The following is a 24,816-nucleotide window of genomic DNA, read 5'->3' as shown; positions in this document are numbered from 1 at the left end:
ACATGAGGCTGCTCACAAGCAAAGGGCCGATCTTGCGACCGGCCCTTTACGAATTCGACAGTCGTTGCCAGCGCCTTAGAGCGTGATCGCGCTGCGGAACGTCCGGCTCAGCCAGGAATCGGTGTCTTCGCGCGGTTCCAGGCCATGCGACTTCACCAGCGTATAGGCATCCTTGTACCACTGGCTGTTGGGATAGTTGTGGCCGAGGATGGCGGCGGCGGTCTGCGCCTCGCTGGAAAGGCCCAGGGCCATATAGCATTCCGTCAGACGGCTCAGCGCTTCCTCGATCTGGCGGGTCTGAGCATAGTCCTTGACCACAGCCTTGTAACGGTTGACCGCAGCGGTATAGTTCTGCTGCTTCTGGTAGAAACGACCGATCTCCATTTCCTTGCCAGCGAGCTGGTCGCGTACGACCTGGATCTTGAATTTGGCGTCGGCGACATATTCCGACTTGGGATAGTCGGTGACGACCTTCTGGAAGCCGGCTAGCGCCTGACTGGCCCGATCCTGGTCGCGTGTGATGTCGGGGATCTGCTTATACTGGGAGTTGGCCCAGATATAGGTCATATAGGCCGCATCCTTGTCGGTCGGCCACAAGGTCACGTAGCGGCGCGACGAGGTGATGGCATCGTCGTAATTGCCCGACGTATAATTCGAATAAGCCATCATCAAAATGGCTTTCTTCTGCCATTCGGTCTGCGGATATTGCTTGTCGAGCGACTCGAAACGCTTCGAGGCTTTCGAATAGTCGCCCGCCTTCATGGCGACCAGACCCTGATTGTAGAGAAGATCCGGCGGATCGGTCGCCTGGGTCTTGTAACCCGGATCGTCATCCCAGAAACCGCAGGCGGCCAGCGGCGACGCCATCAGCGCAATGGCGACGGCGCGAACCGCGAGCCGCGTCGCGACAGTGCGGGAAGACGAGAGGGAACGCAGCGGCATCACTCAGACCTCTACTTCGACTAGTACTGGCATTGTCGCGCGCTTCCGGCAGATGAAACCATCCATCAGTTTCGCACCACAACGTTAAGACTTCGTGGTTCGACAAATCACGACCACCACCGGCCCGTCCTTATGGATAGGCCGCTATGCCGGCAGCAATTCCGGGGTCCTTGTAGCCGATTGTCCGGCCAAGCGCCACCGCCTCCGCAAAATTGTACAATGCTTTGCGGTGACGCTGTCAAGCGAGGCAAAAGCCTTCGCGCTCAATTGGTATCAGGCGCGAAGGCCGCAGCGGCCAGGCCGCTGGAGAGCTCGGCATGGCCGCTCTCGCGGCGTACCGGTGCATCGACCATGGTCCAGGCGCTGTCATCGGCGAACAGAGCCTGAAGCATCATGTAGTTCACGCGATGCCCACCGCAATAGGAACGGAACTGGCCAATCAGCGGAGCGCCGGCGAGTGCCAGATCGCCCACGGCATCGAGCATTTTGTGACGCACGAACTCATCGGCATAGCGAAGGCCTTCCGGATTGAGGATGCGATCCTCGCTCAGGGCAACCGAGTTCTCCAGAGACGAGCCGAGCGCCAGTCCCCGCTCCCACAGCTGCTCGACATCCTTGACGAAGCCGAAGGTACGGGCCCGCGACAATTCACGACGGAAATTGTCGGGCGTCAGGTCGAGCACACGGCGCTGGCGGCCGATCAGGGGCGTCTCGAAATCGATCTCGACATCCATGCGGAAGCCCGCATTGCCGGACTTGTCCGACGGCGTCAGCTCGGCCCAGGCGCGTCCCATCTCGACGCGCACAGGCTTGAGAACCTTGATCTGGCGGCGGCGCGAACGCAGCGTGGCAATGCCGACCTGGTCGATCGCCGCGATGAAGGGAGCGGACGAGCCGTCCATCACTGGTACTTCAGCGCCGTCGACTTCCACGGTGACGTTGTCGATGCCGAGCCCACGCAGGGCAGCCATCAGATGCTCGATGGTCGCCACCGACGCCCGCGTGGTGTCGCCGATGACGGTGCACAGGCGCGTATCGATGACATTGCCGTAATGAGCAAGGATCTCCCGTTCGCGCCCATTATCCAGATGGGTGCGCAGGAAGATGATGCCGCTGTCGGCCTCGCTCGGATGCAAGGTGAGGGAGACGGGCTTGCCAGAATGGACACCGATCCCTTCGAGGGATACCCGGTCATTCAAAGTCGTCTGGAAACCAGATTTCATGAGCTTATTCCACAAGCCGTCCGCCAGGGTGGCGGTACCCAACCGAAACTAGACCGGCCTGCTTTCTGTTTGACCTTTTGATCCTATCATTCCCTGCCACGAGGACAGGGACTCGGACCTTTCTTCGAAAATACGTAAAGCAAAAACCAAAGGTTTAGCCAAATCACGCTTTCTTACGGTCTGTAACACAAGCTCGCCAAGTTCCGGCTGGAGAGCCTAGTTTTAAAATCCTTAATCATTTCAAAAAATTACGGCCCGGGTGATGCACCCGGGCCGTGATTGATCCGTGCTATGGTTACGATTCCGTCACGAAGACAAAACCGGCCTCAATTCGAATGGCGACGCAGGAAGGCTGGAATCTCGAGTTGGTCGTCCTCGATCGAACGGGACTGCTGGGGAGCCGGACGCGGCGCCGGGGGACGGCGCTGGGCCTCGGGCGGACGTGGCGGCGCAGGGCGCGGCTCGGGCTGGCGGGCGACAGGCGCTGGCTCGTGTTCGACCTCATCCGCCTCGGGACGGCCGAGGCCGACGGCGGCCAAGCGCTGGAGCAGCGTCATACGCTTCTTGTCACCGCCCTGGGGTGCCTCGGGACCACGCTGCGCGGCAATCTGGGCCTGCGCCGGCATCGGCAGGTCCTCGATGCGCGGCATGCGCGGCGGGCGGACGACAGCCCGCTCCGGTGCCGGCGGCACGAAATGCTCCGGCTCGGGATGGTGCTCGGGAGCACGCGGCGCTTCCTCGACCACCGGCTCACGGAACAGGGTCGGCTTGGGCGCCAGCGGGCGCAGAGTCACGTCATTGGCGGCAGCCACCGGCTCGACCGGGGCGGCCGGCGCAGGCTGGGCGATCTCCTGCTGGATCGGGGCTGTTTCAGCGGCCATCGGTGCCGGAGCCGCCGACGCGGTATTGCGCGGAGCGGCAACGCGGGCAGCCTGCACGGCCTGGGCGGCAGCCTGCTCACGCACGCGCTGGGTCATTTCCGCTAGGCGAATGTCGTCTTTGGAGGGGGAAGCCTGAGGCAGGATGGCCGAGTCGATACCGGTGGCGACCACCGAGACACGCATCGTGCCTTCCAGCGACGGATCCTGGGTGGCGCCCAGAATGATGTTGGCTTCCGGATCGACCTCTTCGCGAATGCGGGTCGCGGCCTCGTCGAGCTCGTAGAGCATCATGTCGGGGCCGCCGGTGATCGAGATCAGCAGGCCGCGAGCACCCTTCATCGAGACGTCGTCGAGCAGCGGATTGGCGATCGCGGCCTCGGCGGCCAGGATGGCACGGCGCTCGCCGGAGGCTTCGCCGGTGCCCATCATCGCCTTGCCCATCTCGCGCATCACGGCGCGCACGTCGGCAAAGTCGAGATTGATCAAGCCGGGCTTGACCATGAGATCGGTGATGGAGGCAACACCCGAATAGAGCACCTGGTCGGCCATGGCGAAGGCGTCGGCGAAGGTGGTCTTGTCGTTGGCGACGCGGAACAGATTCTGGTTCGGGATGACGATGAGCGTATCGACGCTCTTCTGGAGCTCGGCGATACCGGACTCGGCCAGGCGCATGCGGCGCAGGCCCTCGAAATGGAAGGGCTTGGTAACGACGCCGACGGTCAGGATGCCGACCTCGCGGGCCACGCGGGCGATCACCGGAGCGGCGCCCGTACCCGTACCACCGCCCATGCCGGCGGTGACGAAAACCATGTGGACGCCATTGAGATGATCGCGGATCTCGTCGATCACCTCCTCGGCAGCGGCTCGACCAACCTCAGGCTGAGAACCTGCGCCGAGGCCCTCGGTGACCTGAATACCCATCTGCACGATGCGATCGGCCTTCGAAAGGGTCAGCGCCTGCGCATCCGTATTGGCGACGACGAAGTCGACGCCTTCCAATCCGGCCTCGATCATGTTGTTGACGGCGTTGCCGCCAGCCCCACCAACGCCGAACACGGTGATACGCGGCTTCAACTCCCGGATATCCGGCATTTTGAGGTTGATCGTCATGGTTCGCCTCTTTTGCAAGACGCGTCGCCGCGCCCCTTAATTGACCTTCATCAAGGCCTTACGACCCCTTCCTGCTCTTTGAATCAGAAAGTTACTGATTTGCGAAGCAGGCATTTGTGTAATCCGGCTAAATTCGACCGGAAAAATTAGTCAAAATGGCCTTGAAAAACCGACCATTCTTCATGTCTCAACGTTAATTTTCGATTCGAAACTCGATTTCCCTTTTGCAAATCGAAGTTTAGAAGCTGTGTTTCAACCAACGCCCTACCCGACCAAAATAACCGTCTGTTCCGGTAGCTTGCGCCCGTGTCCGAACCTGCGGTTCGAAATGCTCGACTCCGGCGATCTGCGGATAGACCAGGAGGCCAGCTGCCGTAGCGAAAGGTGGCCCCTTGGCCGCTTCGGGCATGCCGGCAATGCCAAGAGGGCGCCCGATGCGGACCTGCCGGTCCAAAATCTTGCGCGCCAGTTCCACCGTGCCCGTCAATTGGCAGGCGCCACCCGTCAGCACGACGCGGCGCCCCGCTTCGGCCCAGGCGCCTGAACCGCGCAGGCGGTCGCGCACCATTTCGAGGATTTCCTCGATGCGCGGCCTGATGATGCGGACCAGACGCGAACGCGGCACGTGATGAATGCCATCGCCCTGGTCATCCCCGACGGGTGGCACGGCGATGGTCTCGCGGTCATCCGAGGGGCTGGCGATGGTAGCGCCGTAGAGAACCTTCAGGCGTTCCGCCTCCGACAGCTTGGTCGACAGGCCGCGCGCCACGTCGGTGGTGACATGCGCCCCACCCACCGGCAGGCTATCGGCATGCACGAAGGCACGGTTGGCGAAGACGGCGACGGACGTGGTGCCGGCCCCCATGTCGATCAGGGTCACCCCCATCTCTGTCTCGTCATCGACGAGAGCCGACAGGCCAGCCGCATAGGGCGTGGCGACCATCGCCTCGACATGGAGATGGCAACGCTCGATGGCGAGCATCAAATTCTTGGCCGGCGTGGACTCGGCCGTCACCACATGCATGTCGACGCCGAGTTGACGTCCGAGCATGCCTCTGGGGTCGGAGATGCCACCGACGCCGTCCAGCATATGGCCGATCGGCAGCGAATGCAGCACGGCGCGTCCGTCGCGCACGGAATGGCTGGCGCCAGCATCGAGAACGCGGTGAATGTCGAGATCGCAGACCTGATGGCCACCGACCTCGACCGTAGCCGAATAGTGCTCGCTCGCCACCCGCCCGCAGGAAATGTTGACGATCACCGAATCCACCCGCACGCCGGCCATGCGCTCGGCGGCATCGACGGCGTGGCGGATCGCCTGCTCGGCGGCTTCCATGTCGACGACGGCGCCGGACTTCAGCCCGCGTGAGCGTTGATGGCCGATACCCAGGATCTGGGCCTGATGGCTACGGCCAGGCAGGAGATCGGCCCCTTCGAGCGGACGCAGCCGCGCGATCAGGCAAACGATCTTGTTGGTACCGACGTCGAGCACCGACATCACCGTGGTGCGGCGCGGCGCCAAGGGCTTGAGCTTGGGGGTCAGGCCATTCTCGAAGGGGCTCATGCGCGGCCCCCCTTTGCCTTCTTCTTGGACAGCGCGTCGGCCCGGGCAGCCGCGGCCTGCTCACTTAAACGAAAGGTAGCGCGATCGGGCATACGCATGTCGACTGCCAGAATATCCTTTTCCAAAACCTTGCCCTTCCGCTCAAGGCCAGCCAGAGCCTTCAGGGCCTGTTCCGGGTTGTCCTCGGGAAGGCGAACGACCACGCCATTGTCGAGCGTGAGATTCCAGCGACGCTGGGAGACGAGGGTGGCTCCCCTTACCCGCCCGCTCAGTTCGGGCGTGGCGGCGACCGCCGCGACGATCTCGCTGGCCCGCTTGTCGGCCCCCTCGCCCACCACCAGAGGCAGATCGGCAAAACGGGCCTCGACGTGGCTCTCGATCACGACGCCATCTTCGGCGATCACGTTGACCGAGCCGTCACGCTGCCACAGGGCATAGGGCGCGCGCTCCTCGATGGTAACCGAGAGCGTGGAGGGAAATAGCTTGCGAACCTGAGCCGATTTCACCAGAGGCAGCTTCTCCAACCCTTCGCGTGCCGCTTCGGCATCGAGAAACAGCAAGGAGGAGGTGTTGGTGACCCCGGCGGCGGCGAAAATCCTCTGATCCGTCAGCTCGCGCTGGCCGGTGACGGCGACGGTCTCGACCCGGAAGCCGAAGAGATTGGCCGCCATGTCGAGCGGCGCGCCATATTGGACCTTCATCTGCGGCCAGACCGGTCCGGTCTGGGCGCCATAGACGATGGTTCCCGCCAGAAAGGCGGTCGACAGCATGAGCCCCAGCCCTCGCGGGGGCTTTGCCAGCAGACGCTGCAGCCGCGACGAGCGCTGATCCACGAACGTCCTGGTCGTGAATCCGGCTTGGCGCAGGGAGGACAGATTGAAAAAACGCAGCATATGCTCGAAGCCAACGCTCTTGAGGAACCATCCGTTAGGGCGGTCTTTTGAAGGGCGATCTCAGGAGCTGATCACCCCCCTCAGGCGGGAAATGCTTCATGCCCCATTAACGTTAGCTTTCGGACAAATCAGTAAACAATCGGTTAGCGGCGCTTCAGCTTTGCCGCTTTAGGCTCTGGGGAGGCTCAGAAATCGACACCATGCCCGACCCGACATGACGCAAGGTCACTCTGCCTGCCATATCAAGCAGAGTTTCCCCGCAAGGCCACAGGACGGATTTCGCCGGAAAACGCTGCAAATAGCTGATATTTTACAAATTCCTCTCGATCGTACGATGAGAGGAATTTGCTTAAGGTCAGGCAGGCAGCCCAACGCGCTTGATTTCCCAGTCGAGCTCGATGCCCGAACGGTCCTTCACGCGCTCGCGGACGGTCTCGCCCAGCGTCTCGATGTCTGCAGAGGAAGCAGTGCCGAGATTGACCAGGAAATTGGTATGCATCGGCGAGACCTGGGCTCCGCCGATGGTCAGCCCGCGGCAACCGGCCTCATCAACCAGCTTCCAGGCCGAATGGCCGGGCGGGTTCTTGAACGTGGAACCGCCGGTGCGGGTATTGACCGGCTGGGACGAGGAACGTGTCTCGGTGATCTTCTGCATCTCCGCCAGGATCGCCTCGCGATCCCCCGGCTCGCCGCGGAAAGTCGCTTGCGTGAACACGACATCGGCTGGCACGCTGCAGCGCCGATAGCTGAAGCCCATGGCGGGAGCATCATAAAGCGCGATGGAGCCATCGCGGCGGACAGCGCGCGCCGAGACGAAGACATCCTTGGTCTCGCCGCCATAGGCGCCGCCATTCATGCGCAAAGCGCCGCCGATCGCGCCGGGAATGCCGCGCAGGAAGGACAGCCCCCGGATCCCCGCTTCCGCCGCCGCGCGCGCCACCTTGACGTCGGGGGCGCCTGCTCCGGCCGTGATGGCCAGACCGTCGACGGCAATGCCGCCGAAGCCCTTGCCGAGACGGATGACCACGCCCTCAACGCCACCGTCACGCACTAGAAGATTGGAGCCCAGACCGACCACCATCCAGGGGGTTTGCGTGGGCAATCCGGCCATGAACAGCGCCAGATCCTCCTCGTCCACCGGCGTGAACAGCACCTGGGCCGAGCCGCCGGTGCGGAACCAGGAGAGCGGTGCCATCGGCGCATTGGCGTCCAGCGCACCGCGCAATCCCGGCATCAGCGGGCGCAGCGAGGGGATGATGTCGGGAAAGGGCATGGTATCCGAAAAGATCTTGGTCTGATCAGTGGGTTGGCAAGGGCGCTTTATTGCCTACATTCGCCCAAAAGCCCAGCGATTCTGCTAAGCGGATTCCGTTTGGAGAGCTCGTACCTTGCCCCATCCGTCCGCTTCTCTTGAAGAGCGCCTGCGCACCATCGTCCGCGAGGATGAGAACCTCATGGCCTTTCTCGTCGCCGCCCGGATGCTGCGGCTGCCGCAATGGCGGCTGGCTGCGGGCTGCGTCTATCAGACCGTGTGGAACAGTCTGAGCGGGAAACCCGCAGGCACCGGCATCAAGGACTATGACCTCATCTATTTCGATGCCGACGATGTGAGCTGGGAGGCCGAGGATGCCGTGATCCGGCGCGCCGATACCGTTCTCGGCGGTCGCTGGCCGGTCGAGATCCGCAATCAGGCCCGGGTCCATCTATGGTTCGAGCGGCGTTTTGGCCTGCCCTATCCGCGGCTCAATTCGGCCGACGAGGCCTTCGGGCATTATGCCGCCGTCGTGCATGCGGTCGGTGTCCGGCTGGAGGAGGACGATACGATCGACATCGCCGCTCCCTTCGGCCTCGATGATGTTTTCGGCATGATCATCCGCCCCAATCCGGGACGCCGCGACGACAAGGGCCTGGCCGCAAAGGCGGCACGCGCAAAGGCGATCTGGCCGCAATTACGCCTGGTGGATCTGCAACCATGACGCCCAGACTGGACTACGCGCAGGCCTTGCGGGCAACGAAGCTGCTCGAGCTGTTGCACGCCTATGATCCCCATATCGCGGGCACACCGCCTCTCGGCGTCGACCTGCCCACCAGCGATATCGACATCCTCTGCCACGCCCCGGACACCCTCGCCTTCACCCGGACGGTCTGGGAGACTCTTGCCGGAGCGCCGGCCTTCTCCATCCATCAATGGATCGGTGGCGGGCGCCCGGTGATCGCCACCTTTACGGCAGAGGGCTGGTGCTTCGAGATCTTCGCCTCTCCGCAGCCCGTGGCCGAACAGGCTGGCTGGCGCCATTTCGTGGCGGAGCGGCGGCTGCTCACGCTGGGAGGAGCGCTTTTTCGCAACCGCGTCATGCATCATCGCGAGGCGGGCCTGAAGACCGAACCCGCCTTCGCCGCGGCACTGGGCCTGAAACGCGATCCCTATCAGGCCCTTCTCGATCTGGAGCGGCAAAAGGACGGCCATCTCGAGGCGCTCCTCGCCGCCGCCGGCTGCCTGCCCCCATCAGCGCAAAGGGAGTGAACCCGGAGGACGTTTGCGCGCCGGGTCCGCTTTACGCCTTGATATGCTTCAAGGCTTCACGCCGGCTGAGGCCGCTGAGCTCGGGGTGCTCCTCGACATAGCGGGCAACCTCCACGGGATCGACGCGGGCATGGTGCCTGAGAGCCCAGCCGATCGCCTTGCGCAGGAAGAACTCCCTGGAGGCGATCGAGGGCGCGATGCAGGCATAGAGGAGTTCGAGATCCGTCTCCACCTTGGCGTCGAGCTGGCAGAGGATCGCACTCCGGCGCTTCCACATATTGGCGTCGACGGACCAGGCGAGCATGGCCTGGCGCATTGCCGCGCCGTCATTGCGCAGGATCGGTAGCAGGCGATGCGCGGCGATGACATCGACATAGTCCCACCAGGCACCGGTGACGATCATCTCCTCATACATCGGCAGGACTTCGAAGCGCTGGAACGACCTGGCAGCACGCAGGCCGGTCAGTTCGATGGCAGCGTAGCGTTCCTCGCGGAAACGGGCGCCACGCCAGATGGCGAGAACCTCCGCCTGCCAATGCCCAACGCTCTCAAAGCGAAGATCGGCGAATACGGCCTTGCAGATCTGCCTCAGCGGCACGGCGGAGACACCCAGATAGGGCATCGTCGATTTCATATAGGCTTGCATGCCCGGAGCCCGCGCCGGGTCTGCCGCAACCGCCAGACGTGCGTGGATCGTCTCGGCGAGGCTCATGCCCTCCTCCTACTAAGCGGAGTTTTCCGATGAGGCGCGAAACGCTTTGGCCTACCCCAGCGCCGCCAGTTCGCCAGGCAGCGCATAGGCCCATTGGGTGATGTTGCCGGCCCCCAGACACACGACATAGTCACCGGGCTTGGCCACCGACGCGACCAGGCCGGCGAGCGAGCCGGGGCGATCGAGCCCGACGACATGGCGGTGACCCCGAGCGCGGATGCCGGCAACGAGGCCTTCCTTGTCTGCCCCCGGGATCGGCGCCTCGCCGGCCGCATAGACATCGGCGACCACGACCATATCGGCATCGTTGAAACAGGCCGAGAACTCGTTGAACAGGCTCGCCAGGCGGCTGTAGCGATGCGGCTGCACCACCGCGATCACCTGGCCGGTGGTCGAGGCCCGCGCCGCCTTGAGCACGGCGGAGATTTCCACGGGGTGGTGGCCGTAATCGTCGAACACCGTAACGCCGTTCCACTCCCCGGTGCGGGTGAAACGCCGCTTCACGCCGCCGAAACCTTCCAGGCCCTTGCGGATCGCCTCGGCATCCATGCCGAGATTGTGGGCGACAGCGATGGCAGCCGTGGCATTGAGGGCATTGTGCCCGCCCGGCATGGGCAGGCCGAGATCGGGTAGCTCCACTACCGCGCCGGTCTTGCGGTCGCGAATGACGACCCGGAAACGCGAACGTCCACCCGAAAGATCGAGATCCAGCAGGCGCACATCGGCCTGCGGGTTCTCGCCATAGGTGACGACGCGGCGATCCTCGATGGTGCCGACCAGCTCCTGCACCACCGGATGGTCGAGGCACATCACGGCAAAGCCATAGAAGGGAATGTTCTCGACGAAGGCCCGGAAGGCATCCTTGATGGCCTCGAAGGTCTTGAAATGATCGAGATGCTCGGGATCGATATTGGTGACGATGGCGACGTCGGTCGGCAGCTTGAGGAAGGTGCCGTCGCTTTCATCGGCTTCCACCACCATCCAATCGCTCGAGCCCAGCCGCGCATTGGTGCCGTAGGCGTTGATGATGCCGCCATTGATCACGGTGGGATCGAAACCGCCAGCATCAAGGAGCGTCGCCACCAGCGAGGTCGTGGTGGTTTTGCCATGCGTGCCGGCAACCGAGACACAGGTCTTCAGCCGCATCAGTTCGGCCAGCATTTCGGCACGCCGCACCACCGGCAGGCGCTTTTCGCGCGCGGCGGCAAGTTCGGGATTGTCGCGCTTGATTGCGGTCGAGACCACGACCACCTCGGCCTCGCCGATATTCTCGGCGGCGTGGCCGATGAAGGTCTTCACGCCCTTATCCTTCAGGCGCTTGACGTTGTAATTGTCGGCCGCGTCCGAGCCCTGCACCGTGTAGCCCAGATTGACCAGCACTTCGGCGATGCCGGACATACCGATGCCGCCGATGCCGACAAAGTGGATGGGGCCAATTTCACGGGGCAGCTTCATGAGATCTCTCGAAAAGATGGGATTTGGCTTCGTATAGGGGTGCGGAGGCTAGGAGGCAAATCTTCATCGGAGCTGGATCAAGGAGACCCATTGCCGCCGCTTTGATCTATCCCGGATATTCGGTCGATTAGACTGTCCTGCACGGCATCCGTTCGATTACATATGTAAAATCAGGAGGCGCTTCGGTATCGTCCGGCAGCAAGGGGGCGCATATGCAGCCATTGTCCCGAAATTCCATTTTCTACATTCTGTTCGTGACAATCGAAACGGCTCTCGCCTCTTTCTTATTCTGGATAATTTTTCCGATATTTCGAAATTTGATTAACAACATGGGTAAGGAGCAGGATTTTCAGCCGTTGATTGGGGTGATTATTGTCGGAGACACCTTCGCCCTTCTATGTTTCTATTGGGCAAGATATCGTTTTTTCCCTATCTATACACCGTTCCACAGTGCAGTCGTCGGCCACCTCCTCCAATTTACCAGCCGCGCCAGCTTTTTCATTGGCGGCGCGCTCTTCTCGGTAATTTTCTTCAGGCACGTGCCTGAACTCGATCCGCTCCCGCCCATCGGCCAGATTCTGGTGAAGGGATTTATCGTCATGAGCGTTCTCTTCGCCTTGTTCTGCTATTCGCTCGAACTCGAGCGACTGGGAAAGGCAATCGAGGTGCCCCCCGAAGCCTGACAAAGTGGGAAGAGCCGATATCGCGTGCAAAGAGGTAGCGGAGGGCGCTGAGACCGGCGTCACGTCTGGCGCTCATCTCGTGTCCGCGCCATTCTCGTCGATGTCGCCCGATCGCCGGGGCACAGATGCAGGCCACGACAAGGCCGTCAGGCAAAGCGTGCAGGCGATCGCAAACAGCACTTGGCCGATGCGTGTGGCAAAGCTTTCCACCGTACTGCCGGGCAGCGGCGACACACCCAGTCCCAGCAGCACGAGAAAGATGATCAGCGCGCCGGCATAGATCCTACCGGATGTGGGATCGGCGGCCGCCCTGCCGCCGAACAGCAAGCCAACCGTGAGGACGATCAGAAACAGGAAGGGCAGTTCCGGACGCAATTCCAACAGCGCAAAAGCGACGGAGGCGACGATGCCACCGAGCAGATTGACGGCAACCAGCCCGAAGGCCGCGCGACCGCTGGCAGCAAGGTCGAGCTGGTTGAGAAGCGAAGCCACCGTGATCGGTACGACCACCGCCGATGAAAACCGGTCGCTGACGAGGCAGACCGTCACCATGACCAGCAGGATCGCCGCGTTCGCCAAGGCCCGCATGGTCGCCTGGCTCGATGGCGGAGAGACCGGCGTTGGGGGTATCTTGCCGCCCGTGTCGGGAAAGGCGGCGTGGGCGAGCCATGTAAGGACGACGCCGGCCACGGCGGCCTTCAGCAGGATGACAACGATGCCCTCGCCGAGGTCCTTTTGCAGGACGCCGAGCAGGGGCACCATCACCGCGAGAATCAAGACCAGGAATGCCGCCTGTCCCCCCATGCCCAGTACCAGCAGCAGGAAGCAGAAAAAGTAGATCAGGCCGAGCGAGATCAGCAGCGCGGCCGGCTTGTCACCGAAAATGCCTGTCAGCCACACCATGGCCAAGCCGCAGACGGCAATCAGCACGACGAAGCCGACGGCCTGCCGCAGTCCGAGCGGCTTCAGGCCACCAATCAGGAATTGCGTCGCCAACATCGGAGCGAGGAAAGGCAAGGGAGAGCCTTCCGCCGTGCTCATCGTGAAACCGATGGCGACCGCGAAAGCGATGCGTAGGCCTTGACGCTTTGCCCGCGACAGCCCCGGATTCTCCTCAGCTGACATAGGTCAGCGCCGAGACCAGGCGGATCCAGAATCGGCCGACAGCGTTCATCGCCGGGTTTTCGCCGGTGTAGACCACGACACTGACCTGCGAGCCGTAGCGGATGCCGCGCGGCGGGCTATCCTTGAACACCAGTCGCACCGGGAAACGCTGAGGCTCGCGCACCCAGCCACTCTGGTTGCGGATGGTCGGAAGCCCCGTGGCGGGGTCGATGCTGCCCTGGGAAACGCCCCAGCCGATACTCTCGACACGCATGGCGAAAACGGTGCCGGGCAGAGAATCCAGCACGACCTCGGCATCATTGCCCGGCGCCATATATTCCAGACTGTTTTCCTTGTAGGCGGCGGCGACCCATATGCTGTTCGCGTCGATGAAGGTCAAAGCCGCCTGACCCGTGCCGATCACCTGGCCGACGCCGAGTTGGAGATTGGTGACGACGCCGTCCGATGGAGCAATGACGGTGGTATGGAGCAGATTAAGCCGGGCGCGCTCAAGCACGGCAAGTGCTTCCTTGAACTGCGGATTGTCGTTGCCTTGCGGCCCAAGCTGCTCGCGCGCTTTGGCGAGGTCTGCTTCGGCGCCCGTTACGGTCGCTTCCGAAACGCCGAGGGCCGAATTGGCTTCGTCAAGCTTGGCCCGTGCATAGATGCCTCGTTGCACCAGGATCCTCGCTCGCTCCACCTGGGCTCGTACATTCTCGCGATCGGCCTGTACCTTCACCAGCTTGGCCTGGGCGGATTCCACTTCCTGAGTGGAAGCGCCGATTGTCAGGCCGATGCGTTCGAGACCCGCCTGCGCCTCCGCGACGGCGATTTCATAGGGTTTCGGATCGATACGAAACAGCACCTGCCCGGCGGCGATGCGGGCATTGTCGCCGACGCCGACTTCCAGCACCCTGCCTCCGACCTCGGACGCCATCCGCACCACATAGGCCTGAACCGCGGCCTGCGAGGAGATGGGGGTCAACCGCTCCATCGCCACCGAAAGCGCGAACACAACGATGACGATCAGGACCGTCACGAGCGCCGTGCGCCGCAGCGGGTTCCTCGGCGGTGGCGCCGGATCGGTGATAGCCGGCGCATCGGGACGGGCGGCCTCGTTCATCAATGGGCTCCGGTCACCGCAGCGATGACACCGAGATCGCGGAAGCTCGAGATCATCAACTGGACGGCAAGCGCCGCCAGCAACAGGCCGACGACCTTGCCGACAACCACCATGGCGCCACCGCCGCCCTTCTTCAGCAGCTTGTCAGCCGAAAGCAGGGTGGCAAGATTGATGCCCATGATGACGAGGACCATCACCGCAACGGTAATCAGTTCGCCGATGCTGTCCTTGGTGGCGACGACGGTGGTGATCGCCACCAGGCCCTGGGGCGTCGCCATCATCGGAATGGCAAGCGGATATACAGCGATGTCGGCGGAGGGCAGAGCATCGCCATCTTCCGCCTTCTTCTCGCTTCCCATCACCATGTCGAGGGCAAAGAGCAGCAGGATCAGGCCGCCTGCGATCTTCAGCGCCGGAAGCGTAATATGGAAGACACCGAGCAGCCATTGCCCCGCGAAGACGAAAACGAGGCAAACGATGGCAGCCACCAGCACGGTCTTGAAGGCCACCTGGCGCTTGAACGCCGCATCGGCCTTGCCCGTGAGCTTGGCATAGACGATGGCCGCCTTGAGCGGTCCGATCGTAATCAGCAGGATGACGAAAATATCGGCCAGCCCAATATCGGTGCTCATCGCCCCCCCCCAATCGCAGGCGCTTCGCCAAGTGCTGTATTGTTGCCCGCGAGAATACAACTTGCGCTTGCATTGCAAGGATATCAAGCGCCTCCGACCCGGGAGGGGGCAATCGCTTTGGGTTATCGCGTGATGAAGACTGGAACGAGAGGCCCGCACTCCCGAAAATTCTCAAGCCCCGGACGAACGACAATTTGAAGCGATTACCCTGAAGTAGGTGTCCGGTCCCGGATGAGATGCCGTAGATCGATTTTAAACTATGGAGGATCTGGGGCTCATGTCGTGTACAAGCCCGCCAGCGCCCACGAAACGAATAGGCCCGGAGCGCCTCAGCCCCGGCTTTCTCCACCACCTGCAGGTTCGCAAAGCCGGTCCGAGGACCCGCCCTCCCGTCACATCGCCGCCAGCTTGACCACCCAGTCGGCGAGGCGGCCGGCTGCGTCAGGAATACCGGCGTCCCGTGCATTGACGGCCATTGCCTGCAGCCCCACCGGATCGCCGAGGAGTGCCGTGAGATCGGCAGCCAGGGTCTCGGCAGTGAAGTCCGGTTGCATCACCATCCGGGCACCGTTGACATTGGCGAGCGTACGAGCATTGGCGGCCTGGTCCTGATCGAGGGCTCCCGGCAGCGGCACGAGGATCGACGGACGGCCGATGACCGAGAGCTCGGCGACGGTCGAGGCGCCGGAGCGGCTGATCACGAGATGGGCCCCCGCGATGCGGGCGGGCAGGTCACGAAAGAAGTCGCTGACCTCGGCGGTGACGCCGAGACCCGCATAGGTCCCGCGCACTGCGGCAAGATCCTCCTGGCGCGCCTGCTGCACGATCCTGAGCCGACGGCGCAATTGTTCGTCCAGCCGCGCGATCGCCGGCGGCACGATCGACGACATCACCGCCGCGCCCTGGCTGCCGCCGAAGACCAGCAGGTTGATAGGCCCATCCAGGTCGGGATAGGGAACCTTGGCTGCTTCCATCACAGCCGGCCGCACCGGGTTGCCGGTATGGACCAGCTTCGATTTCGGCACATCGTCCATCATCGCCACATCGGCAAAGCCGGTGGCGATGCGCGTCACCTTCGGCGCCAGCATGCGGTTGGCCCGGCCCATCACCGCATTGGCTTCATGGATCATGGTCGGGATCTTGCGCCAGGCCGCGGCCGTCAGCGGCGGCAGGGTCGGATAACCGCCAAAGCCGCAGACGACAGCCGGCCGCAGCCGGCCCAGCATGCGCCAGGCTGCCAGCGTACCGGTGCCGAGTTGCCAGAGCGTATTGGCCATGGCGAGCGGCGCACGCGAACGCATGGTCTCGGACCGGATGACATGAATGTCCTCCCAGGCGAAGGTACCGGTATAGCGCTCCACCCGTTCGTCGGTGGCAAGATGGGGGCGGAAGCCGAGTGGCACGAGCGCACCCGCCAACGCTTCGGCCGGAAACAGGTGGCCGCCGGTACCACCGGCGCAGAGCAGGACGATCTTGCCGCTCACGATGACAATCCGATGCCGGCTGCGGCCTGAGCCCTGCGGTCGCGGAAGCTGAAGGCGCTTTCAAGCATGTCGGTGCGCGGACGGCGGCGGGTGAGAGCCAGCACCATGCCCATGCCATAGGCCACCGAGATCAGCGAGGAGCCGCCATAGGAGATGAAGGGCAGCGTCATGCCCTTGGCGGGCATCATATGGAGATTGACCATCAGATTGATCGAGGACTGCATTCCGAACAGCAGAGTGAGGCCGGCGGTGGCGAAGCGGCAGAAGGGATCTTCGACCTTGTAGGCATGCCAGAAGCCGCGCAGCACGATGAGGGCGAACATCGCCACCACTGCCATGACGAAAAGAAGGCCGAACTCCTCGCCGGTTACCGCCATGATGAAATCGGTGTGGGAATCCGGCAGGATCAGCTTGTAGGTGCCCTCGCCCGGCCCCTTGCCGAGCCAGCCGCCTGAAAGGAAGGCATCGCGCGCCACGTCGACCTGGAAAGTGTCGGTGCCCTCGGGCTTGAGGAAGCGATCGATACGCGAGGTCACGTGCGGGATGAACTGATAGGCCGCCACGATGCCGACGACACCGACGCCGCCGAGCCCCACCATCCAGAACCAGTGCAGCCCGGCCATGAAGAACAGCGCGCCCCAGACGATGGAGATCAGCATGGTCTGACCGAAGTCGGGCTGCAGGATGAGCAGTCCCGCCGAGCAGGCCAGCAGCAGCATGGCGAGGATATTGGCGGGAACGTCCGGCCGCTTGACGTTTTCGGAGAACAGCCAGGCCGCCAGTACGACGAAGGCCGGCTTGAGGAATTCGGAGGGCTGGATGCCTGCGATCCAGCGCCTGGAGCCCTTCACCTCGGCGCCGAACAGCAGCGTCGCCACCACCAAGGCTGTGGCGAACAAAAACATCACCAGCGCCAGCCGGCGGATCGACTGCGGCGACAGGAAGGACACCCCGATCATCACCATCAGCGCCACCGGGATCATCATCGCCTGGCGGTTGACGAAGTGAAACATATCGGAGATGCCGATGCGCTCGGCGACGGCGGGGCTCGCCGCCAGCAGGAGCACGATTCCGGTCAGCATCAGGGCCAGGATCGTCATCAGCATCAGCCGATCGACGGTCCACCACCAGGCATTGAAGGCTGAACGTTCGGTACGCGAGGCCATGAACAGGGAGTCCGTCAGCTGAGGCAGGATCGCCCTAGCAGTGCTCCCGACAGGGTTTAGGAAGGGTTAAATGCGAAGGCTTTACCGCGCTTTTGCCGGCAATGCCCCTGGACCACCGATTGAACAGCCGCCCCCAGCCGCTCGGAGCGATCGGCACCGATCTGCGCCTCGGCCCTCTTCTATTGTCGCGCCTGGCCTCGGAGCTGCCTGCGGTCGAGCCCCGCCACCACATCCTCGACGATCCCCTGCAACTCAGCCCGGCCGATACCGTCCCGCGCCTGGATCGAAATCCCCTGCATGACGGCCGCCAGATGTCTTGCCAAGCCCGGGATCGTCCCGGCGTCGGCGAAGGGCCGGAGCGCCTCAGCGATCTTGGCTCGGATGGCGTCGCGCCGTGCCGCGAGATCGCGGGCCAGTGTGGCATGGTCAGGATGGCAGGTGATCATCCCGCTGGAGATCATGCAGCCACGCTCGCGGTCGGGATGGATGACGGCCCCGACCGCCGCTTCCAGCAGCAGGCGCACGGCCTGTGGCAGGCCGCTCGCCTCCGCGACGGCGGCGAAATCGAGTAAGCCGATGCTGCCCTCATAGCGGGCGAGCGCCTCCTGATAAAGCCCGGTCTTGCTGCCGAAGGCGGCGTAGAGGCTGGGTGGTGCGATCCCGATCGCCTTGGTGAGATCCCCGATCGACACGCCCTCATAGCCGTGGCGCCAGAACAGCCGCATAGCCGTCTCGACCGCCTGCTCCCGATCGAAGCTCCAGGGCCGCCCGCCACGTGATTTCGAACCATGTTCCATATCGAGCACTAAACAACATCTTGACAGGCAGCGTCAAGCAAGTTGAATAGCGATCGATAAACAAGATGGAAGAAAGCAATGGATTCTTCGAAGCGCCTTTTCCTGGGTGCTGCAGCCGCCCTCACCGCTCTCGCCATCGAATCGGGACTGACAGGTTCCGCATCGGGCGCGACCGGCAAGAAACAACCGAATGCCGCCGCGAAGGCCGGCCGATCCGGCTCAGGCCGTGAGAGCTTCATCGTCCCTTCGGCCGATGGCACGCTGCTCGCCGGCGAGGCACAGGGAGATCCGGCAACGCCCGAGATCCTGTTCATCCATGGCCTGCGCCAGAGCCGGCTCAGCTGGGACAAGCAGTTTGCCGATCCGGCACTGGACGGCTTCCGGCTGGTGCGTTTCGATCTGCGCGGCCATGGCGATTCCGACAAGCCAGCCTCGCCCGACGCCTATTCCGATACCGATCGTTGGGCGGATGACGTTGCCGCGGTGATCGCGGCCACCAAGCTGCGCCGCCCCATCCTGGTGGGCTGGTCGCTGGGGGGCCATGTCGCCGGTGCCTATCTGCGTAAATATGGCGGCTCGCAGATCGCGGGGATCAACCTGGTCGATGCCGTCACCAAGCTGTCGCCGGATCTGCTCACTCCGCTCGCGGTCAGCTTCGCCAAGACGGCGATCTCACACGATCTCGGCGAACGGACCGCCGCGACGGCCGACTTTCTCGCCGCCTGTTTTCACAAGCCGCTCACCGGCATCGAGCTGCAGCGCATGCTGGTGGTCAACGGCATGACCGGGCGGGCGGTGAACGAGGGCTTCGTGAAGATCGCCACCCCCGATCTCGAACCGGTGTTCCAGGCCTATCCCGGCCCGATCCTGCTGACGCATGGCATTCATGACCGGCTGGTGCGCCTGGCGATGTCCGAACGGATCAAGGCCCTTCATCCTGATAGCCGGCTCTCGGTCTACGCCGATAGCGGCCATAGCCCCTTCTATGAGGAGCCGGCACGATTCGGACGGGAACTCGCGGCCTTTACGACCGCGTCGACAAGAGGCTGATGCCGCGTGGAGCCGGTTCGATCCGGCAAGCAGATCCTGCCGGCTCCCGCACATTCCGCAGCAAGACCATCGCCCGCCGCGGAAAGACACGCTCAACTGTCGGATTTCAGCTTTCCTGCAACGGCCCAGGCATCCTTCGGGACCTCGGTGATGATGATCTCGACGGCTTCCGGCGGACAAACCAGGGTCTCGACGACAGCTTTGGTCGCCGCCTGCACGAAATCGCGCTTTTGTTCGAGTGTACGTCCGGGATGCATTTCCAGTCGCAGGATAGGCATGGTCACTTCCTCATGAAAAGGTCCGATAGCGGGCCTCCCGCAATGTTCTCCAAACCCCTTTGCTGATAAATAACCATCTGAGCATTTCATTCAGAACCATATGGATTGCAATCATGGACAAGCTCGCCGGCATGGCCATGTTCGTCAGGGTGGTGGAAGAAGGCAGCTTCGCCGCCGCGGCGGAGACCAGCCGGGTATCGGCGACCATGGTCGCCAAGCATGTCCGCCTGATCGAGCAGCGCCTGGGAGCCCGACTGCTTCACCGCACCACGCGCCGCCACCAGCTCACGGAAGTCGGCAGGCTCTATTACGAACGCTGTAAGACGGCACTGGCCGAGGTGGCCCTGGCCGAAGCGAGCGCCTCCGAATTGCAGGCCAGTCCGCGTGGGCGTCTGCGCTTGGCCGCGCCGGTGAGTTTCGGCAGCGAAAGCCTGGTGCCGGCCCTGATCGACTATCTGCAGCGCAATCTCGACGTCACCGTCGATCTCATGCTCGACAACCGCACCCCGGACCTGATCGGTGAGGGCTGCGATCTCGGCATTCATATCGGCGATCTCACGGATGAAAACCTGGTGGCCCGTCCGCTGAAGCCCTATCGCCGAATCCTGGCGGCCGCGCCGTGTTACCTGGATGTGCACGGGCGGCCAGACCATCCGCGTGAGCTCTGCCATCATGATTGCCTCGGCCATGCCTATTGGCGCACGCAGGGCATCTGGCATCTCGTCGGCCCGCACGGCGAAACCTGCACGGTAAATGTCGGGGGCCGCTTCACCACCAATCAGGGATCGGCGCTGCGCGTGGCGTCGCTCCATGGCGCAGGCATCGTTTTGCAGCCCGAACTGTTGTTGATGAACGATATCGACGCCGGCCGGCTCGAACCCGTGCTGCCGCTATGGTCCTATCGTCCCACACCGATGCACCTCGTCTACGCCCCGGACCGGCGGCCGACGGCCATGCTGCGCAGTGCCATCGACTTTCTGGTGGCCCGCTTCGGCTGATCGAGATGCCGTCAGGCCTTTCCGATACCCGGCAAGGACAGCACGGCCCGGGAGAAGGCCTTGCCCCGTTCTTCGAAATTGCGGAACTGGTCGAAGGAAGCGCAGGCTGGGGAAAGCAGCACCACGGCCTCCTCGAGACCGGAAGCCGCCGCGTCGGCAGACGCCAGAGGCACCGCCTTCTCGATCGTCTCCGCCCGCACATAGGGCACCCGCCCTTCCAGTGTCGCAGCGAACTCCTCCGTCGCCTCGCCGATCAGATAGGCTTTGCAGATCTTGGGAAAATACTCGGTCAGGGCCTCGATGCCGCCGGTCTTGGGCTTGCCGCCGGCGATCCAATACAGGGTCGGGAAGGATGACAGGGCCTTGGCCGTGGCATCGGCATTGGTGGCCTTGGAATCGTTGACGAACAGCACAGGCCCAAGCCGGCCGACCTGTTCCATGCGGTGGGCGAGGCCCGGGAAGCTGCGCATGCCGGCCTGGATCTGATCCAGTGTCAGCCCGCCGGCCCGGGCAGCAGCCAGCGCAGCACAGGCATTCTGGGCATTATGCGCGCCGCGCAGGGAGCCGATGCCGGCGAGGCTGGCGACTTCGGCCGCCCTGCCCGCTTCGGCCGAAAACAACCTGTCGCCAACGGCGTAGACGCCGTCGCTCAATGGCCGCTGCACCGAGATGCGGATGGGCCTGCCGCCCTGGCGCTCGATCTCGTCGGCAACAGCAGCGCACCAGACATCGTCGACGCCGACAACTGGCGTGCGGGCGCCTTCGACGAGGCGCGCCTTCACGGCGGCATAATGTTCCAGCGTGCCGTGGCGGTCGAGATGATCCTCAGTGACGTTGAGCAGGATAGCGACGGAGGGATCGATGCTCGGTGCCAGATCGATCTGGTAGGAGGAGCACTCGACGACATGCACCTTGTCGGGCGACGGCGGATCCAGCGACAGGATCGCCGTACCGATATTGCCGCCGAGCTGTACGTCGTGGCCGGCTGCGGCGAAAAGGTGGGCGATCAGTGCCGTGGTCGTGGATTTGCCGTTGGTGCCGGTGATGGCGATGAAGGGCGAGCCCGGCGCCCTCGCCCGGCGCTCGCGGACGAAGAGTTCGATATCGCCGATCACCTCCACCCCATGTGAAGCGGCCAGCTTGACCGACCAATGCGGCCCGGGGTGGGTGAGCGGTACCCCGGGCGACAGGACCAGCGCGGCGACGGAGGACCAGTCGATCTCATTGAGGTCGCGGACGTCGAGCCCCTTGTCGCCAGCGGCCTTGCGTCCGGCTTCACCATCGTCCCAGACGATGGGCCTGGCGCCACCGGCGGCGAGAGCTTCGGCAGTCACCAGGCCCGACCCGCCTAGGCCGAACACGGCAACAGCACGGTCGCCGAAGGAAGTGATCGGGATCATGACGATCTTTCGTCCTATCTGAGCTTGAGCGTGGCAAGCCCGAGCAGAGCCAGCACCACCGCGATGATCCAGAAGCGGATCACGACCTGCGGTTCCTTCCAGCCAAGCTGTTCGAAATGGTGATGGATCGGCGCCATCTTGAACACGCGCTTGCCGGTATAACGGAACGACAGCACCTGGATGATCACCGACAGGGTCTCAGCCACGAACAGGCCGCCCACGACCAGCAGCACGATCTCATGCTTGGTGGCCACGGCGATCGAGCCCAGCATGCCGCCGAGCGCGAGCGAACCGGTATCGCCCATGAAGATCTGGGCCGGCGGCGCATTGAACCAGAGGAAGCCGAGCCCCGCCCCGATCATCGCGCCGCAGATCACCGCGAGTTCGCCGGTGCCGGGTACGAAGTGAAGCTGCAGGTAGTTGGCGAAATTCGCGTTGCCGACGAGATAGGCGATGACACCGAAGGTACCGGCGGCCACCATCACCGGCACGATGGCAAGCCCGTCCAGGCCGTCCGTCAGATTCACGGCATTGCCGAAGCCTACGATGATGAAGGCGCCGAAGACCACAAAGAAATAGGAGAGGTTGATCAAGAGTTCCTTGAAGAAGGGAAAGGCGACCGAGGTCGCCTGCGAGATCGGCGCTCCGCTGCCCCACAGGAAGCCGAGGAAGCGCGCCCCGCCCGCCTGTGCCATCAGGATCACGGCGACGCCGGCGATCAGGAATTCCAGAGACAGGCGCGCCCGGCCGGAAAAGCCCTTGTGGCTTTGCTTGGTCACCTTGAGATAGTCGTCATAGAAGCCGATGGCGCCAAAGCCGAGCGTTACCAACAACACGGCCCAGACATAGACATTGGCGAGGTTGCCCCACAGCAGTGTCGATACGCCCAGCCCCGACAGGATCATCAGCCCGCCCATGGTCGGCGTGCCGCGCTTGGACAGATGCGATTGCGGGCCGTCGTCGCGGATCGGCTGGCCCTTGCCCTGCTTCACGCGCAGCCAGGAGATCGTCCACGGCCCGAAGAAGAACACGAACAAAAGTGCCGTGAAGATAGCCCCACCGGTCCGGAAGGTGATGTAGCGGAACAGGTTGAGGAGCTCGAAATGTTCGCTGAAGCGGCTCAGCAGATAGAACATGGAAATCCTTTCAACCTCAGAGCATTTTTTGAAAAAATGCGTCGAAACAATAGAGCAGCCTGCGAAAGGCTTGATTCTTCCTGGAGCGCGGACATCCTGTCCGCTCTTCCTAGCTCGCTAACCGCGGCGTTTCCAAGAGCGGACAGGATGTCCGCGCTCCGAAGGATGGCCATCACCCGGCCCTCGCGGCGATCGCCTCGCGGGCGACATCGTGATCGGAGAAGGGGAGCACCGTCTTGCCGACGATCTGGCCTGGTTCGTGTCCCTTGCCGGCGATCAGCAGCACATCCCCGCGCTCCAGCTCCACAATCGCTGTCTCGATCGCCAGGCGCCGGTCACCGATTTCGATCGCGCCTGGCGCTGCCGCCATGATCGCCGCGCGGATCGTGGCGGGATCCTCGCTGCGGGGATTGTCATCTGTGACGATGACCTTGTCGGCCAGCCGAGTGGCGATCTCACCCATGATCGGGCGTTTGCCGGCATCGCGATCGCCGCCGCAGCCGAAGATCACCACCAGCTTGCCCTGCACGAAGGGACGCAAGGCCTCCAGCGCCTTTTCGAGCGCATCGGGCTTATGGGCATAGTCGACGAGTACCGGTGCCCCCTCGACGGTGCCGACAAGGTCGAGGCGTCCCTTGGCACCCTGAAGGTGCTCGAGAGCAGCGAAGACGGCATCCGGCTCCCCGCCGGTCAGGAGGCACAGGCCGGCGGCGACGAGAGCATTCTCCACCTGGAAGCGCCCCGCGAGCGGCAGCCGCACCCGATAGGCCCGGCCCCGATAGTCGAGTTCCAGATGCTGGATGAAGCCTTCGATATCAACCGATTTCAGGCGGATGCCGTCACCCGCCTCGCCGACACCGAGAACATGCAGGCCCTTCCGGCGCGCCGCGGCCAATACGGCGGCGGCCTCGGCATGGTCGGCCGCCACGACCGCCCCGGCGCCATCGGGCAGGAGATCGCGGAACAGCCGCAGCTTCGCCTCGAGATAGGCCTCGAAGCTCGCATGATAGTCGAGATGATCGCGCGACAGATTGGTGAAGCCGCCGGCTGCCAGGCGCACGCCATCAAGCCGGAACTGGTCGAGGCCGTGCGAGGAAGCCTCCATGGCGAGATGGGTGATGCCCCTGCCCGCCAGTTCGTCGATCAGACGGTGCAGCTCGACCGGATCCGGTGTGGTGAGGGATCCATAGGTCTCGCCCCAGGGCGCCACGACGCCGACGGTGCCGATGGACGCCGATTGATACCCTGATATCGCCCAGATCTGGCGAACGAAGGCGGCGACCGAGGTCTTGCCACTGGTACCGGTGACGGCAATGATGGTTGCCGGTTGGCGGTCATAGAAGGCCGCCGCGATCTCGCTCAGCGCCTTGCGGGCATTGCCGACCTTGATCTGGGCGACTGACGCAGGCACGTCGAGCGGGGCTTCGGAGACAACAGCCACCGCACCGGCGGCAATGGCCTGCGGGACATAGGCCGCGCCATCGCTCTTCGTACCGGGAATGGCGACGAAGACGAAACCCGGCTTCACGGCGCGGGAATCGGCGGTGACGCCCGCGACCTCGAGCGCACGGGCATCGGCGGCCAGGGAGCCTTCGGAAACGATGTCGGCGAGGCGTTTGGTCATGAATGTCCTGGTTTTCGACGATTCGGAATCGGCGGCT

23 protein-coding genes are annotated in these 24,816 nt (G+C 63.5%); 5 read left to right on the top strand and 18 right to left on the bottom strand.

The window, feature by feature from the left end; all coding sequences use genetic code 11:
- Positions 1–75: 75 nt before the first annotated feature.
- From ACN6KF_RS04890 to murB, 6 genes are all read right to left on the bottom strand, one after another.
- Positions 76–942 carry an outer membrane protein assembly factor BamD gene (locus ACN6KF_RS04890; protein WP_434955754.1) on the bottom strand — a complete coding sequence of 289 codons (867 nt, stop codon included), beginning with the start codon at positions 940–942 and terminating at the stop codon, positions 76–78.
- A 263-nt stretch (positions 943–1,205) separates the two neighbouring features.
- On the bottom strand, positions 1,206–2,165 hold the full coding sequence (lpxC, locus tag ACN6KF_RS04885; RefSeq protein ID WP_434955753.1) for a UDP-3-O-acyl-N-acetylglucosamine deacetylase: 960 nt from the start codon (positions 2,163–2,165) through the stop codon (positions 1,206–1,208).
- 326 nt (positions 2,166–2,491) lie between these two features.
- Entirely contained in the window at positions 2,492–4,156 is a 1,665-nt protein-coding gene (ftsZ, locus tag ACN6KF_RS04880; RefSeq protein ID WP_434955752.1) for a cell division protein FtsZ, read from the bottom strand.
- A 238-nt stretch (positions 4,157–4,394) separates the two neighbouring features.
- Positions 4,395–5,720, bottom strand: a complete 1,326-nt coding sequence (gene ftsA / locus ACN6KF_RS04875; RefSeq protein WP_434955751.1) for a cell division protein FtsA — start codon at positions 5,718–5,720, stop codon at positions 4,395–4,397.
- A complete protein-coding gene (locus ACN6KF_RS04870; RefSeq protein ID WP_434955750.1) occupies positions 5,717–6,553 on the bottom strand; it encodes a cell division protein FtsQ/DivIB in 837 nt (278 codons plus the stop codon). Before ACN6KF_RS04870 ends, ftsA begins: the two co-directional genes overlap by 4 nt.
- 415 nt (positions 6,554–6,968) lie before the next feature.
- Positions 6,969–7,886 carry a UDP-N-acetylmuramate dehydrogenase gene (gene murB, locus ACN6KF_RS04865; RefSeq protein WP_434955749.1) on the bottom strand — a complete coding sequence of 306 codons (918 nt, stop codon included), beginning with the start codon at positions 7,884–7,886 and terminating at the stop codon, positions 6,969–6,971.
- A 115-nt stretch (positions 7,887–8,001) separates the two neighbouring features.
- Here murB and ACN6KF_RS04860 point away from each other — a divergent pair, with 115 nt between their 5' ends.
- Positions 8,002–8,589 carry a nucleotidyltransferase family protein gene (locus ACN6KF_RS04860; protein WP_434955748.1) on the top strand — a complete coding sequence of 196 codons (588 nt, stop codon included), beginning with the start codon at positions 8,002–8,004 and terminating at the stop codon, positions 8,587–8,589.
- Entirely contained in the window at positions 8,586–9,137 is a 552-nt protein-coding gene (locus ACN6KF_RS04855; protein WP_434955747.1) for a DUF4269 domain-containing protein, read from the top strand. Before ACN6KF_RS04860 ends, ACN6KF_RS04855 begins: the two co-directional genes overlap by 4 nt.
- Before the next feature lie 31 nt (positions 9,138–9,168).
- Here ACN6KF_RS04855 and ACN6KF_RS04850 read toward each other — a convergent pair whose 3' ends face one another.
- Both ACN6KF_RS04850 and murC read right to left on the bottom strand, forming a co-directional pair.
- Positions 9,169–9,849: a DNA alkylation repair protein gene (locus tag ACN6KF_RS04850; protein WP_434955746.1), complete on the bottom strand. Its 681-nt coding sequence runs from the start codon at positions 9,847–9,849 to the stop codon at positions 9,169–9,171.
- 51 nt (positions 9,850–9,900) lie between these two features.
- A complete protein-coding gene (gene murC / locus ACN6KF_RS04845) occupies positions 9,901–11,304 on the bottom strand; it encodes a UDP-N-acetylmuramate--L-alanine ligase (protein WP_434955745.1) in 1,404 nt (467 codons plus the stop codon).
- Positions 11,305–11,633: 329 nt separating this feature from the next.
- On the opposite strand from murC, the gene ACN6KF_RS04840 reads away from it, so the two are divergent.
- Positions 11,634–11,987: a hypothetical protein gene (locus ACN6KF_RS04840; RefSeq protein ID WP_434955744.1), complete on the top strand. Its 354-nt coding sequence runs from the start codon at positions 11,634–11,636 to the stop codon at positions 11,985–11,987.
- 72 nt (positions 11,988–12,059) lie between these two features.
- Here ACN6KF_RS04840 and ACN6KF_RS04835 read toward each other — a convergent pair whose 3' ends face one another.
- The 6 genes from ACN6KF_RS04835 to ACN6KF_RS04810 all read right to left on the bottom strand — a co-directional run bounded on the left by ACN6KF_RS04835 (position 12,060) and on the right by ACN6KF_RS04810 (position 18,293).
- On the bottom strand, positions 12,060–13,112 hold the full coding sequence (locus tag ACN6KF_RS04835; protein WP_434955743.1) for a DUF2955 domain-containing protein: 1,053 nt from the start codon (positions 13,110–13,112) through the stop codon (positions 12,060–12,062).
- Complete coding sequence (locus ACN6KF_RS04830; protein WP_434955742.1) at positions 13,102–14,214, bottom strand: HlyD family secretion protein; 1,113 nt, start codon at positions 14,212–14,214, stop codon at positions 13,102–13,104. Before ACN6KF_RS04830 ends, ACN6KF_RS04835 begins: the two co-directional genes overlap by 11 nt.
- Positions 14,214–14,846, bottom strand: a complete 633-nt coding sequence (locus tag ACN6KF_RS04825) for a MarC family protein (RefSeq protein WP_434955741.1) — start codon at positions 14,844–14,846, stop codon at positions 14,214–14,216. Before ACN6KF_RS04825 ends, ACN6KF_RS04830 begins: the two co-directional genes overlap by 1 nt.
- Before the next feature lie 392 nt (positions 14,847–15,238).
- A complete protein-coding gene (gene murG / locus ACN6KF_RS04820) occupies positions 15,239–16,333 on the bottom strand; it encodes an undecaprenyldiphospho-muramoylpentapeptide beta-N-acetylglucosaminyltransferase (RefSeq protein ID WP_434959615.1) in 1,095 nt (364 codons plus the stop codon).
- Entirely contained in the window at positions 16,327–17,496 is a 1,170-nt protein-coding gene (locus ACN6KF_RS04815; RefSeq protein ID WP_149251433.1) for an FtsW/RodA/SpoVE family cell cycle protein, read from the bottom strand. The genes murG and ACN6KF_RS04815 overlap by 7 nt, the downstream gene beginning before the upstream one ends.
- Before the next feature lie 179 nt (positions 17,497–17,675).
- Complete coding sequence (locus ACN6KF_RS04810) at positions 17,676–18,293, bottom strand: TetR/AcrR family transcriptional regulator (protein WP_434959614.1); 618 nt, start codon at positions 18,291–18,293, stop codon at positions 17,676–17,678.
- A gap of 78 nt (positions 18,294–18,371) precedes the next feature.
- Between ACN6KF_RS04810 and ACN6KF_RS04805 the strand changes: the two genes are divergently transcribed.
- The gene (locus tag ACN6KF_RS04805; RefSeq protein WP_434955740.1) at positions 18,372–19,343 is read left to right on the top strand and encodes an alpha/beta fold hydrolase; all 972 of its coding nucleotides are present in this window, start codon (positions 18,372–18,374) and stop codon (positions 19,341–19,343) included.
- Positions 19,344–19,435: 92 nt separating this feature from the next.
- Here the strand turns inward: ACN6KF_RS04805 and ACN6KF_RS04800 are convergent, their stop codons facing one another.
- Entirely contained in the window at positions 19,436–19,621 is a 186-nt protein-coding gene (locus ACN6KF_RS04800) for a 4-oxalocrotonate tautomerase (protein WP_434955739.1), read from the bottom strand.
- 113 nt (positions 19,622–19,734) lie between these two features.
- On the opposite strand from ACN6KF_RS04800, the gene ACN6KF_RS04795 reads away from it, so the two are divergent.
- Entirely contained in the window at positions 19,735–20,619 is an 885-nt protein-coding gene (locus ACN6KF_RS04795; protein ID WP_434955738.1) for a LysR family transcriptional regulator, read from the top strand.
- 11 nt (positions 20,620–20,630) lie between these two features.
- Here the strand turns inward: ACN6KF_RS04795 and murD are convergent, their stop codons facing one another.
- The 3 genes from murD to ACN6KF_RS04780 form a co-directional block, all read right to left on the bottom strand.
- Positions 20,631–22,019: a UDP-N-acetylmuramoyl-L-alanine--D-glutamate ligase gene (murD, locus tag ACN6KF_RS04790; RefSeq protein ID WP_434955737.1), complete on the bottom strand. Its 1,389-nt coding sequence runs from the start codon at positions 22,017–22,019 to the stop codon at positions 20,631–20,633.
- Between the two features lie 14 nt (positions 22,020–22,033).
- Complete coding sequence (gene mraY, locus ACN6KF_RS04785; RefSeq protein WP_434955736.1) at positions 22,034–23,155, bottom strand: phospho-N-acetylmuramoyl-pentapeptide-transferase; 1,122 nt, start codon at positions 23,153–23,155, stop codon at positions 22,034–22,036.
- Positions 23,156–23,327: 172 nt separating this feature from the next.
- Positions 23,328–24,779, bottom strand: coding sequence for a UDP-N-acetylmuramoyl-L-alanyl-D-glutamate--2,6-diaminopimelate ligase (locus ACN6KF_RS04780; RefSeq protein ID WP_434955735.1), 1,452 nt, complete (start codon positions 24,777–24,779; stop codon positions 23,328–23,330).
- Positions 24,780–24,816 lie beyond the last annotated feature (37 nt).

The organism is Labrys methylaminiphilus subsp. lupini (assembly GCF_051161885.1).
GTDB lineage: Bacteria > Pseudomonadota > Alphaproteobacteria > Rhizobiales > Labraceae > Labrys.
The sequence above is the reverse complement of the archived record's forward strand: the minus strand, read 5'-3'. Positions and strand labels throughout refer to the sequence as shown.